General features: G+C 65.5%; 12 protein-coding genes and 1 tRNA gene. 5 read left to right on the plus strand and 8 right to left on the minus strand.

Going from position 1 to position 11,865, the window contains the following annotated elements; genetic code table 11:
• Window positions 1–14: 14 nt before the first annotated feature.
• The 3 genes from GU920_RS17015 to leuB form a co-directional block, all read right to left on the minus strand.
• Window positions 15–91 (minus strand) — tRNA-Pro (locus GU920_RS17015).
• A 70-nt stretch (window positions 92–161) separates the two neighbouring features.
• Window positions 162–1,133 carry a DMT family transporter gene (locus GU920_RS17020; RefSeq protein ID WP_161768313.1) on the minus strand — a complete coding sequence of 324 codons (972 nt, stop codon included), beginning with the start codon at window positions 1,131–1,133 and terminating at the stop codon, window positions 162–164.
• A 160-nt stretch (window positions 1,134–1,293) separates the two neighbouring features.
• Complete coding sequence (gene leuB, locus GU920_RS17025) at window positions 1,294–2,400, minus strand: 3-isopropylmalate dehydrogenase (protein ID WP_161768314.1); 1,107 nt, start codon at window positions 2,398–2,400, stop codon at window positions 1,294–1,296.
• Between the two features lie 325 nt (window positions 2,401–2,725).
• On the opposite strand from leuB, the gene GU920_RS17030 reads away from it, so the two are divergent.
• The gene (locus GU920_RS17030) at window positions 2,726–3,745 is read left to right on the plus strand and encodes a LytTR family DNA-binding domain-containing protein (protein WP_161768315.1); all 1,020 of its coding nucleotides are present in this window, start codon (window positions 2,726–2,728) and stop codon (window positions 3,743–3,745) included.
• Between the two features lies 1 nt (window position 3,746).
• On the plus strand, window positions 3,747–4,631 hold the full coding sequence (locus tag GU920_RS17035) for a LytTR family DNA-binding domain-containing protein (RefSeq protein WP_161768316.1): 885 nt from the start codon (window positions 3,747–3,749) through the stop codon (window positions 4,629–4,631).
• Here the strand turns inward: GU920_RS17035 and GU920_RS17040 are convergent.
• From GU920_RS17040 to GU920_RS17060, 5 genes are all read right to left on the minus strand, one after another.
• Complete coding sequence (locus GU920_RS17040; protein WP_201744228.1) at window positions 4,628–5,620, minus strand: endonuclease/exonuclease/phosphatase family protein; 993 nt, start codon at window positions 5,618–5,620, stop codon at window positions 4,628–4,630. The genes GU920_RS17035 and GU920_RS17040 overlap by 4 nt on opposite strands.
• Window positions 5,621–5,706: 86 nt before the next feature.
• A complete protein-coding gene (locus GU920_RS17045) occupies window positions 5,707–6,543 on the minus strand; it encodes a hypothetical protein (RefSeq protein WP_161768318.1) in 837 nt (278 codons plus the stop codon).
• A gap of 286 nt (window positions 6,544–6,829) precedes the next feature.
• Entirely contained in the window at window positions 6,830–7,435 is a 606-nt protein-coding gene (gene leuD, locus GU920_RS17050) for a 3-isopropylmalate dehydratase small subunit (protein WP_161768319.1), read from the minus strand.
• A gap of 11 nt (window positions 7,436–7,446) precedes the next feature.
• Window positions 7,447–8,862, minus strand: coding sequence for a 3-isopropylmalate dehydratase large subunit (leuC, locus tag GU920_RS17055; RefSeq protein ID WP_161768320.1), 1,416 nt, complete (start codon window positions 8,860–8,862; stop codon window positions 7,447–7,449).
• A 220-nt stretch (window positions 8,863–9,082) separates the two neighbouring features.
• Complete coding sequence (locus GU920_RS17060; RefSeq protein WP_161768321.1) at window positions 9,083–9,547, minus strand: DUF6404 family protein; 465 nt, start codon at window positions 9,545–9,547, stop codon at window positions 9,083–9,085.
• Window positions 9,548–9,697: 150 nt separating this feature from the next.
• Between GU920_RS17060 and GU920_RS17065 the strand changes: the two genes are divergently transcribed.
• From GU920_RS17065 to rlmH, 3 genes are all read left to right on the plus strand, one after another.
• The gene (locus tag GU920_RS17065; protein WP_161768322.1) at window positions 9,698–10,285 is read left to right on the plus strand and encodes an SOUL family heme-binding protein; all 588 of its coding nucleotides are present in this window, start codon (window positions 9,698–9,700) and stop codon (window positions 10,283–10,285) included.
• Between the two features lie 123 nt (window positions 10,286–10,408).
• Window positions 10,409–10,885 (plus strand): ribosome silencing factor, encoded by a 477-nt coding sequence (gene rsfS / locus GU920_RS17070; RefSeq protein ID WP_394351574.1) that lies wholly within the window; start codon window positions 10,409–10,411, stop codon window positions 10,883–10,885.
• A 3-nt stretch (window positions 10,886–10,888) separates the two neighbouring features.
• A complete protein-coding gene (gene rlmH / locus GU920_RS17075) occupies window positions 10,889–11,359 on the plus strand; it encodes a 23S rRNA (pseudouridine(1915)-N(3))-methyltransferase RlmH (protein WP_161768324.1) in 471 nt (156 codons plus the stop codon).
• The last annotated feature ends 506 nt before the right edge of the window (window positions 11,360–11,865 follow it).

Here is an 11,865-nt window from a genome sequence, read left to right on the forward strand (position 1 = left end):
GTTGTTCGGGATATTGGTCGGAGCGAGAGGATTCGAACCTCCGACCCCCTGCTCCCGAAGCAGGTGCGCTACCAGACTGCGCTACGCTCCGACCATTGCGGGGTGGGTTACAGCCCTGCGGCGGCATTTGCAAGGGGGATGGGTGGGGAAAAGGCGGGGGGTCAGTCCTGCCGTTCGGGAATCCCCAAGCGCCGCATCATCACGCTGATCCGGGGCATGGTGCCGGTTTCGGGGCGGCTGCGGGTGGACAGGACGGGGCGGTTCTCTGATACGCTGGGCGTGCCTTCGCGCAGCACGATGTAGATGCCGGATGCGATGATGATGGCGCTGCCGAGGGCGGTGTAGAGATCGACGGTTTCGTTGAAGAGAAGTGATCCGTAGAGCGCGGCCCAGAGGATCTGGGAATACTGCATGGGGGCCACGATCACGGCGGGGGCGGTGCGGTAGGCCTTGATCACCAGAAGACCCGCGACAAAGCCGAACAGGGCGATGATCCCCATCATGCCCAGATGCGCCACCGGCATGGGGACATAGACGAAGGGCAGGACCGCGCCCATCGCCAGCACGTTGCCGAGCATCGGGAAGAGCATCAGCACGGCTGAGCGTTCATCGGCCCCGATCTTTCGCACGATGACCGAGGTGAGCGCGCCGGTGATGGCGGCCGACAGCGCGGCGAGATGGCCCAGACCCAGATCCGCCTCGCCCGGGCGCAGGACGACAAGCACGCCGATCAGGCCCACGACGACGGCAATGCCCCGGCGCAGCCCCACCTTTTCGCCCAGCATCGGGATCGCCATCAGCGTGATCAAGAGCGGCATGGCAAAGAAGATGGCATAGGCCTGCGCCATGGGCAGTTGCGAGAAGGCGAAGAAACCCGCCACCCCGGTCAGCACCGCCGAGATGGCGCGGGCGAGGCTCCACCACGGATGGCGGGGGACGAGGTTTTCATCCCGCTTGTCGCCCAAGAGCATGACGGTGACGAGGGGGAAGGACAGAAGGCCCGAGAAGAAGATGATCTGCACGGCGGAATAGTCGCTGCCCAGATACTTCACCACCACGTCATGGGTAGCATAAATGGCAAAGGCAGCCAGCGACAGCACGGCGCCCTTGAGGTTGGATTGCGATGAGGTCATGGGGGGCCTTCGGTCCGGCGCGGGCTGGGAGCGATACCGTAATGGACCGGGACGGGGGCGGGTGCAAGGTGCGGTTGTGCCGACCTGCGGGGGGATGGGCCGGATGGCCCATCCTACGCGGTTGCGCGGGGTAGGATGGGCCGTTGGCCCATCCTACGCGTCAGAGCGAGGCGTCGAGCGCAGCGAGGATCGCGTCGCCCATCTGGGCGGTGGAGACGGGGGTGCCACCTTCGGGGCCCATCAGATCGGCGGTGCGGACGCCGTCCGCCAGCACCTTTTCCACCGCCTTCTCGACCCGCGTCGCCTCATCGCCCATGTCGAAGCTGTAGCGCAGCGCCATCGCGAAGGAGAGGATGCAGGCGATGGGGTTTGCCTTGCCCTGACCCGCGATGTCGGGGGCCGAGCCGTGGACGGGTTCATACAGCGCCTTGGGCCGGCCATTGGCCATCGGCGCGCCGAGGCTGGCCGAGGGCAGCATGCCCAGCGAGCCGGTCAGCATGGCGGCGGCATCCGACAGCAGGTCGCCGAAGAGGTTGTCGGTCACGATGACGTCGAACTGTTTGGGCCAGCGGCAAAGCTGCATGGCGCCGGCATCGGCATACATGTGCGAAAGCGCCACGTCGGGATATTCCTTGTCATGGATTTCCTGCACGACCTGACGCCACAGGATGCCCGATTCCATCACATTGGCCTTCTCCATCGAGCAGACCTTGTTGTTGCGGCGGCGGGCCAGTTCGAAGGCCGACCGCGCCACGCGGGCAATCTCGCTTTCCGTATAGCGCTGGGTGTTGATGCCCACGCGTTCGTTGCCTTCGGTGAAGATCCCGCGCGGTTCGCCGAAATAGACGCCGGAGGTCAGTTCGCGGACAATGACGATATCAAGGCCTGCGACGACCTCTTTCTTCAGCGAGGAGAAGTCGGCCAGCGCGTCAAAGCACTGGGCGGGGCGGAGGTTGGAGTAGAGATCCATCTCCTTGCGCAGGCGCAGGAGGCCGCGTTCAGGTTTCACCGAGAAGTCGAGGTTGTCATATTGCGGCCCGCCGACGGCGCCGAGGAGGACGGCATCCACCGCCTGCGCCTTGGCCATCGTGTCATCATGCAGGGGGGTGCCGTGTTTGTCATAGGCGCAGCCACCGACGAGGTCTTCGGTGACGTCGAAGGTCACGCCGCGGCGGGTGCCGAACCAGGCGATGATCTTCTTCACTTCGGCCATGACTTCGGGGCCGATGCCATCGCCGGCAAGGATGAGAAGGGATGGATTGGCCACGGGGACGCTCCTGCAGGGCTGGGGAAACTTAGCGCGATGGCCTATCGGCTTGGCCAGCGCTGGTCAAGGCGGGATGGCCTTGAGCCGGTCGCCGGTGGGCAGACCGAAAGAGTATCAAATCTAGACTATACCATAGGATAGTTGTCAGACCCGAGAAATGAACTTTTCTTGGACATGGGGATAGGGCGCGCGTTATCTTGGGTGACGGCTGAGGTGCGGGTGTCAGTGGTCAATTTGAGTGTTTGGAATGCCGATTTCGACGGAGACGCCCGCACGTGACGGGCGCATCTACAGGCGCGAAAGCGGGCCGCAGCTTGAATTGCGGTTGCTGAGCGAACGATTGATCTTTCACGACATAAATGAATTTCGCAAAGCAATGCGCCACAGGTATGTTCTTGCCGCCTGTGCAGGGCTTTCGGTCCCGGCGATTGTTCTGCTTTTTGCGTTGGATCGCAGCCAAATTCCCATTGATCTTTATGTGCCCTGTATTGTGGTCGGGCTGGTCACCGCACAAATTCTTTTGATGCTTTATGTCAGGGTGAGCGCGTGGTCGCTCCGACGACTGTTTCCCACAGCGCGCATCCTGACCGTGTGGTTGACGCCGGGGCTGGCGCTGGCCGCGGCGGGGATGCTCGGGGTCGTCGATCTGGTGCATCCGATCATCTTTGCCGGAGCGCACTGGATCACGCTGAATTCCCATGTCCTGCCCTTTGTCAGCGTGCTGTTTCTGGAGGTGGCGGCGACGCTTGTCTTTCGTGGGTCGATGCGTCGCGCCCTTTCGAAACTTCGCAACGGCCAACCGATCCCGGTGGTAGCGGAGGCCGTCGAAAACCCTGCGGTGGTGGCCGAGCAGGGCATCCTGCCCCCGGAGGGCGGCCAACCAGTGGCGGGGCGCGAGATGGTGCACAGGTCGCACGACAATGCGCAGGGCCGACTCTTGCGGCAGGCCGGGATGAAGGGAATCCCCGTCGAGGATGTGCTTCGCCTTGAGGCCAGCGGAAACTATGTGACCGTCGTCACGGTGCGCGGGCGACAGCTTGTTCCGGGGCCTTTCGCGGCGGTGATGGCGCAAATGCCCGTGGACAAGGGGCGGCAGGTGCAGCGATCGCATTGGGTATCGCGCGCAGCGGTTGTGGCGGTGCATCGCAAGGGGCGTGACATCTGGTTGCAAGTGACATGCGGCGCGCAGGTGCCGGTATCTGCGGCCCTGCGGAGCGAAGTTCTGGCGTGGCTCGGACCGCTGGTGGCAACGGCGCCTGCACGCCACGGCCGGGAGCATCGCACGGCCGCGCCACTTGCTGGCAACGGCCGACTGATCCGTGATCTGCAAGGGACCGGTCGTTGACATGATGCGCCTGCCTCCGCCCGCCGACCCGCGCGTCGAGGTGATCCTTTTTTCCGGCGACAGCCTCGTCTTGGGGCCGTTCGAAGTGTTTCGGTCCCTGCTGCATCGGTACATGCTGATGCATTACTTTCTGGTGGGCTTCTTTCTGACGCTATTGGATACGCGCGTCGGTCTGCCGCGCAGCGGCTTTAACGATCGGGCGGTGATTGTCGCCCTGTCGATCATCGGGGCGCTTGTGTTGCTGCTGGCGGTGACGGTCGCGCTTGACCTGATCGCCCGATATCGCGGCCGCGTCCTGCGCGTTCTGGCGTCGCCAGTGCTGGCGGCCATTTCGCTGTTCGGGGTGGCGGTCGGGGATCTGGCGGAGTTCCTGATCCTTGGCTATCGCACCAGTCTGGCCCGATCGGCGGTTCTGTTCGTTTTCTATTACATGCTGGTCGAGATGCTGGCGCATATCGTTATGCTTGTCATGATGCCGCGCATCCTGCGTGACCTGCGGTCGGACGGGACAACGCACGCATCCGAGCCCATGCTGCCCTTGCCGACCGCCGTTCCCGACGTTGTCGAGATCGGCGGGCAGTCCTTCCCGACACGGGATCTTGTGCGGATCACGGCAGAGGGAAATTACCTGCGGGTGCAGACGGTGCGCGAACGGCTTTTTCTGCCAGGGCCGTTCGGGCGGGTGGTGGATCGGCTGCCGGAACGGCTGGGGGTGCGGGTGTCGCGGTCGGACTGGGTGGCCTTGCGGGACGTGCAGACCCTGCGTCGCCAAGGGGGCGAGACGTTTCTCGAACTCAAGGATGGGGTATTGGTCAAGGTGGCGAATACGCGGCAGAAGATGGTGCTGTCGCTTGTGGATGCAGCCAGAGCGACAGCCGAAGACTAGTCAGGAACATCCACGTCAAGCCAGACGGGATAATGCCGCGACGCCGCCTGCAGCGTGGCGGTCAGCGGATCGGTGGCCGGTGGCCAGAGGACGCCGCTGCCGCTGATGCGGAGATCGCGCGAGGGCAGGACGTATTCCAGCCGCAGGCCGCCTGTTTGCGGGAAAAGGGCGGTGTCCTGTGCCGGATCGCCCCGATGGCCGGGCTCTTGCCGTGCATGGGTGCCGCGCGGTGCCGGATCGGCCAGCGCGGGGTGATGGAGCAGGGCCTGCAGCGCCTCGGGGCGGCCATCGCCATCCACGGGATCGAGGTTGGCGCTGCCCATCAGGAGGAAGGGCGGTTCTGGGGGCGGAAGGGGAAGGCGGCCATCCAGAAGGTGGCGCCAGAACGCGGCTTCGTCGGCGTTGCGGCGGCCGTTGCGGTCATCCGCCCCGTCAAAGACCGGCGGGCTGGCGTGCCAGAGCATCAGCGAGAGGGGCCTGTCCCCGGGCAACCGCACGGGAAGGATGACGTGGCTGTGCGATGGCAGGCGCTGGATCGCGGCAAGCCCCGGATCCATGCCGGGGGGGAGGTTCGCCTGTGGCAGATCCGCCCAGAGAAAGCCGGTAAAATCCTGCGCCGCCCCGGCCTGCAAGGGCAGGCGCGACAGGACGGCCATGCCGCCCTGACCGGGAAAGCGGCCCCAGCTTTGCGCATCCCCGGCCCCGTGCGCCTGCTCGTCGCCATCGACATCAAAGCCGGTGGGCTGGCCGCTGTTGGGGCGGGGGGCGTAGAGATGCCGATAAGGGTGGCCCGCCTGTCGCAGGCGGTCTTCCAGCGCAGAGAGGGCGTGCAGAGCGGGATCGTGGTCAAGGTTGGTGAGCACCACGATATCGGCATCCAGCCGGGCGAGCACCGCCACGATGGCGGCGACCTGCGGATCATCGCCACGGGCGATGTCGCGCAGCAGGAGGCCGGGGCCGCTGCGCTGCAATTCGACATTCCACAGCACGAGGCGCAGCGTTTCTGCGCCGAGTTGCTGCGCGCTGAGGAGGATGGCGATGAGCGCGGCGAAAAGGGGCGCGAGAGGGGCCGCGATCAGGCGGCGAGCATGCCTTCCGGCGTGTCGGGTGCGTTTTCGCGCCGCTTGTCGCGGATCATGCGGGCGACGCGCTGCATCGCGATCCCGCGCATGAAGAGGCTGGCTGGTAGGAAGGCCCATGCTGTCATCGTCCAGATCAGGCTGTGCGCGCTGCCAAGCCCGGCGGGATCAATCCCGCCCAGGACAAGGCGCACCACGACCGGGGCGAAGAATGGCAGCAGGAACCCTAACGCAATGTTAACGCGGGCATCGCGTTCCAGCCGGGCGACGATGTCGGGGCCGCTGGTCGGATCGAAGGTCGGCAGGTTGATCCAGACGTTGAAGACCTGTCCCGGACGCGGCCAGGTGCCCATGCGCATGTTGAAGGAGAACAGGATCAGCACCAGAAGCGAGGTGAGATAGGCGGTGCCGGCTGCGGTGCGGACGATGGCGATGTCTGCCTCGGTCGCGCCGGGGGTCAGGGCTTGCGTGGCAAGCCGCACGGGGCTGTAGGGGAAATCCATGGCCATGCCGATCAGGGCGCCCACAGCCTCGACCAGTTGGGTGAGGGTGGAGGGATCGCTGCGCCCCCGTTCGATCAGCGACAGCGCGAGCAGGGTCAGCGCAAGAAGCGTGACGCGGATGCGATTGAAGGGCGGGGCGTCGCGGAATTCGATCAGGCCGGGCGCTTCGGCCTTGTATTCCACGAAGGTGAACAGACCGGCAAAGAGGGCGACCAGGGCGACGGTTTGTTGCGCATCGGAGGAGAGGCCCGGAACGAGCATGGATGGCGCAAGCACAAGCGCCACCATCAGAATTGCGCGCAAAAGCGCCCCGGCAAGCCGCGAACTCACTGCCCTGCTTCCTTTCCGCTGCGCGGCCCGAAGTTTGCCTTCGGTGCCGGTATCAGCGAACTCCCGCACATTATGGCGGATTGCCTCAATCTTGCCCAATTTGTGCCTTCTTTCGCCAATCGTTACAACAGACTTTCGGATGTATGCAGGGCTTTGCGGCCATTTCGGGGACAAGGTGTCGCCGGATTGCATCAAGATTCCGGCAATGAAATGGCCGCCCCGAGGGGCGGCCCAAGATCTTGTGTTTGTTAAATTTTTGTTAACTAAGCGCTGATCCGACGGGGGATCAGGCCCAGGGACGCAGGGTTGCGACTTTTTTCTCGAAGCTGTCGATCGCTGCCGCTTTTTCGAGCGTCAGGCCGATGTCATCGAGCCCGTTGAGCAGGCAGTGCTTGCGGAACGGGTCCACTTCGAAGCGGAAGGACTGGCCATCCGAGGTGGTGACGGTCTGCGCTTCCAGATCGACGGTGATGCGGGCATTGGCGCCCTTCTTCGCGTCGGCCATCAGCACATCCACCTGATCCTGCGGCAGGACGATGGGCAGGATGCCGTTCTTGAAGCAGTTGTTGAAGAAGATGTCGGCAAAGCTGGTGGAGATCACACAGCGGATGCCGAAATCCAGAAGCGCCCAAGGGGCATGTTCGCGCGAGGAGCCGCAACCGAAATTGTCGCCCGCGACAAGGATCTGGGCGTTGCGATAGGCAGGCTGGTTCAGCACGAAATCGGGGATTTCCTGCCCGTCCTGCGTGTAGCGCATCTCGTCAAACAGGTTCTTGCCGAGACCCGAACGCTGGATCGTCTTCAGGAACTGCTTGGGGATGATCATATCGGTGTCGATATTGACCAGCGGCATGGGGGCCGCGATGCCGGTCAGGGTGGTGAATTTGTCCATTGGTCCTGTCCTTACACCTTCTCAGCCATCAGTTCGCGCACGTCGGTCAGGTGACCCGTGATCGCCGCCGCCGCCGCCATGGCAGGCGAGAGCAGGTGCGTGCGGCCGCCGCGGCCCTGGCGGCCTTCGAAGTTGCGGTTCGATGTGGCGGCGCAGCGTTCGCCGGGGGCGAGTTGATCGGGGTTCATGGCAAGGCACATGGAGCAGCCCGCAAGGCGCCATTCAAACCCTGCGTCGATGAAGATCTGGGCCAGACCTTCCTCTTCCGCCTGGGCGCGGACGAGGCCCGATCCGGGGACGACCATCGCGCGTTTGACCTTGATCTTCTTGCCCTTCAGGATCGCCGCCGCGGCGCGGAGGTCTTCGATCCGGCCATTGGTGCAGGAGCCGATGAAGACCGTGTCGATCGCGATATCCGTCAGCTTCATGCCGGGGGTCAGGCCCATGTAATCGAGCGACCGCTTCGCCGCGTCGCCCTTGCCGCCGGAGAAATCGTCGGGCGAGGGGACCACGCCGGTGATGGGCAGCACGTCTTCGGGCGAGGTGCCCCAGGTGACGACGGGGGCGATGTCTTCGCCGCGGATCGTGACCACCTTGTCGAAATGCGCGCCTTCATCGGTGAAGAGGGTTTTCCAGTACGCCAGCGCGGCCTCCCATTTCGCACCTTTCGGGGCGTGGGGGCGACCCTGCACATAGGCGAAGGTCTTTTCATCCGGCGCAATGAGGCCCGCGCGGGCGCCGCCTTCGATGGCCATGTTGCAGACGGTCATGCGGCCTTCCATCGAAAGTTCGCGGATGGCCTGGCCGCAATATTCGATGACATAGCCGGTGCCGCCCGCCGTGCCCGTCGCGCCGATCACCGAGAGGGTGATGTCCTTGGCGGTGACGCCGGGGCGGAGGGAGCCGGTGATTTCCACCTTCATGTTCTTGGACTTCTTCTGGATCAGCGTCTGGGTCGCCAGAACGTGTTCCACTTCGGAGGTGCCGATGCCATGCGCCAGCGCCCCGAAGGCGCCGTGGGTGGCGGTGTGGCTGTCACCGCAGACGACGGTCATTCCCGGCAGCGTCCAGCCCTGTTCGGGGCCGACGATGTGGACGATGCCCTGACGGATGTCGGAGACGGGATAGTAGTTGATCCCGAAATCCTTGGCGTTCTTGTCGAGTGCTTCGACCTGGATACGGCTTTCTTCGTTATCAATGTGCTTGTCACGGCCTGCGGTCGTGGGGACGTTGTGATCCGGCACGGCGATGGTCTTTTCGGGCGCGCGGACCTTGCGGCCCGTCATGCGGAGCCCTTCGAAGGCCTGCGGCGAGGTCACCTCATGCACGAGGTGGCGGTCGATATACAGCAGGCAGGTGCCGTCTTCGGCCTGATGGACGACGTGATCATCCCAGATCTTGTCATAGAGGGTGCGCGGAGCGGTCATGGCTCATCTCTTTCGGATATGGCTGTGAAGGAGGCGTCAAGGCGCCGGACGACGGGGAAGCGGCGTCAGATAAGTCGTGCGAGGACGGACCGGCTTTCGCGGGTGAAGCGCCAGGGCAGGCGGGCGTGATCGGCCATGTCGAAGAAGCGGGTCATGCGCGGGTAGATACGCGCGAATCCCCTGTGTGGCAAGTGCATGGCAAGCGGCGCGGGTGGGCGGGTCAGAGATCCTGCCAGCGGGGCAGGCGGGCGCGGGCGGCCTGGGCGCGGATGATGGCGGCGAAGGCGGCACCGATGCCGAGCGAGAGCGCGGCGACGCCGGGCCAGCCCAGCGTGACGAGGCCGCGGATAGGGCCAGCCGGGACAGAGGACAGAAGGCCCGAGGTGAAGAGCCAGAGCGTGCCGCCGAAGATGGCAAGGCCGAGGCAGACGCCGGAGGCGAAGAGAGAGGCGGTGGATTTGAAATGCAGGGGGCGGACGGGAAGCCCCAAGCGCGCCAGCGCGCGCATGGCGGGCGGGAAGCAGGCGTTCCGGCCGATGCCTGCCGCGCTGGCGGCGGCGAGGGCGCGGTTGAGCCGGTCGCGATAGTGGCGGGCTGGTGGGTGTGGTGCCTTAGTGGGGGCGGTCTGTCCGCGTTCTGATTGGCGCAGGCGGGCGAGGCGGGCCTCGAAATCCGGGTTTGGCATGACGGGGGCCTTTGAGGATTGCACATGGATGAGGGTAATGGGGCTTTCCGGCCGAAATCGGCCAGTGGCGGGGAAATCCTGCGGCGTGGGGAGGCAGCCTGCGGTATGGCGGTGGGGGCGGTAAGGGCGGGCAAAGGACGGGAGTGGCGGATGCGGGCGATCGGATTGGGTCTGGTTCTGGCGGGGCTGCTGGCAGGGATGGCGGGGGCAGAGGGGATGATGCGCAAGGGATATGAGATGCCGCCCTTCGTGGTGGTGGATAGAGAGGGCGCGCGGGACCTGCGCGACTATGGGCCGCGCATGGTGGCCGAGGTCACGGTGCGGGGGGATCGGCGGGCGGCGGTGAATACCGGGTTCCGGTTGCTGGCGGGGTATATCTTCGGGGCCAATGATGCAGGCGGCAAGATCGCCATGACCGTGCCGGTGGAGCAGGCGGAGCAGGGCGAGGGGCTTTGGGTGGTGCGCTTCACCATGCCCGCGGCGGCCGTGGCGGCGGGCCTGCCCGCCCCCGCCGACGGGCGGATCGTGCTGCGTGAGGTGCCTGCGACGCGGATGGTGGTGGAGGGGTTTTCAGGCCTGCCGGACGGCGATGACATGGCCGCCCGGGCGGCAGCGCTGCGGACATGGGCCGAGGGGCGGGGACTGCGCGTTGTGGGCGGGCCGGTCTATGCCTTCTACGATGCGCCCTGGACGCCTGCGGGGGCGCGGTTGAACGAGGTGGGGTGGGAGGTCCGGTAGGATGGGCACTGCTGCCCATCCTACGGGCTGGGGCGATTGCCCTTGCACCTTTGTTCGGTTGACTGTATCGCGCGCGCTTCGCGTGCCGTTGAGATACGGACAGCGCGGTGGTAGGCTTGCGCCATCCCGGCGCCGGGGCGATGCGGCGTGCAACTTCTGGAGGACGATGTCCTGTCTCATTCTGACCCAGCGACCGGGCTTCCGGTCGGGCCGAGGGCGCCGCGCATGAGCGATGCAGCCACGGCGAACGCGCCCACATACACGTCCGAAGAGATTCTGGCCGCCGTCCTGAAATCCGTCGATGACGACAAGGCCGAGGATATCGTGCAGATCGACCTGCGCGGACGGTCGGATGTGGCGGATTACATGGTCATCTGCTCGGGGCGGTCGTCGCGGCAGGTGGCGGCGATTTCGGAAAAGCTGGTGGACCGGCTGAAGCAGGATTTCCGTGTGTCGTCCAAGATGGAAGGCAAGGAAACCGGCGACTGGGTGTTGATTGATACGGGGGATGTGATCGTGCATGTCTTCCGGCCCGAGGTGCGCGAGTTCTATCAGCTTGAAAAGATGTGGCTTCCTGGCAGCGCGCATCGCGGGGCGTGAGGCTTGCGGGTGCATCTTTGCGCCGTGGGCCGGATGCGGGCGGGGCCGGAGCGGGCGCTGGTCGATGATTATGTGACGCGGTTCGATCGGACGGGGCGGGCGCTGGGGCTTGGCCCCGTGACCGAGCACGAGGTCGAGGATCGCAAGGGCGGCGGGATGGAGGCGGAGGCGGAGCTGCTGGCCCGCGCCATCCCGGCGGGGGCCTTCGTGGTGACGCTGGACGAGCGGGGCAAGACCCTGACATCGCCCGAATTTTCCGCCGAGCTGGCGCGGTGGCGCGATGGCGGGCGGCAGGATGTGGCCATTGTCATCGGGGGCGCGGACGGGATCGCGCCGGGCCTGCGGGCGCGGGCGGATTTTTCGATCAGTTTCGGGCGAATGGTCTGGCCGCATATGCTGGTGCGGGTGATGCTGGCCGAGCAGCTGTATCGGGCGGCGACGATTCTGGCGGGCGGGCCTTATCACCGGGCTTAGGATCACCGGGTTCAGGATCGCCGGGCGCTTTATCATCGGCGCAGCGGTCCGGGGCGCCGGGTTAACAATATCAATATGGTATTTCTGGGCCGTGCCGGAACTGGTGCAGGAACGTGTGCAGACGGGCGTGCATACGCACGGTGCCTTTCTGAGCTGTTAAGGTTAACGCTGTGTGAAGCGGTGGCAGCTGTTTGCGGGCGGTGGCCGGGAGGGCAGGGTGCGTGAACGGGGTGCCTTAACGGGGCGCGTGACTGGGGTGCGGACTGGCGCGCGTGACTGGGGGGTAACCGGGGCGAATAACTGGCGCGCGACAGGGGGTGACCGGGGGCCGTGGTGGGGTGAAGCGATGATGGGCGGTGACCTTGGGGGCGATCAGGGGAAGAGGCAGGGGTGAAGTCGGCAGGGGCGAAGTCGGCAGTGGCGGGGCGCGTGGCCGGGTGCGATGGCGCGGCGGCCGGTTGAAGGGCGCGCCGTAGCGGTGGGCCGACGCTGTGTGACGTGAGGGC

This window comes from Paragemmobacter ruber (assembly GCF_009908315.1).
Taxonomy (GTDB): Bacteria; Pseudomonadota; Alphaproteobacteria; order Rhodobacterales; family Rhodobacteraceae; genus Paragemmobacter; species Paragemmobacter ruber.

Bases quoted from the DNA above. Each gene is read 5' to 3' on its own strand.
- GU920_RS17020 (WP_161768313.1), bottom strand. From the start codon at position 1,133: ATGACCTCATCGCAATCCAACCTCAAGGGCGCCGTGCTGTCGCTGGCT.
- GU920_RS17035 (WP_161768316.1), top strand. From the start codon at position 3,747: ATGATGCGCCTGCCTCCGCCCGCCGACCCGCGCGTCGAGGTGATCCTT.
- leuD (WP_161768319.1), bottom strand. From the start codon at position 7,435: ATGGACAAATTCACCACCCTGACCGGCATCGCGGCCCCCATGCCGCTG.
- leuC (WP_161768320.1), bottom strand. From the start codon at position 8,862: ATGACCGCTCCGCGCACCCTCTATGACAAGATCTGGGATGATCACGTC.
- GU920_RS17060 (WP_161768321.1), bottom strand. From the start codon at position 9,547: ATGCCAAACCCGGATTTCGAGGCCCGCCTCGCCCGCCTGCGCCAATCA.
- GU920_RS17065 (WP_161768322.1), top strand. From the start codon at position 9,698: ATGCGGGCGATCGGATTGGGTCTGGTTCTGGCGGGGCTGCTGGCAGGG.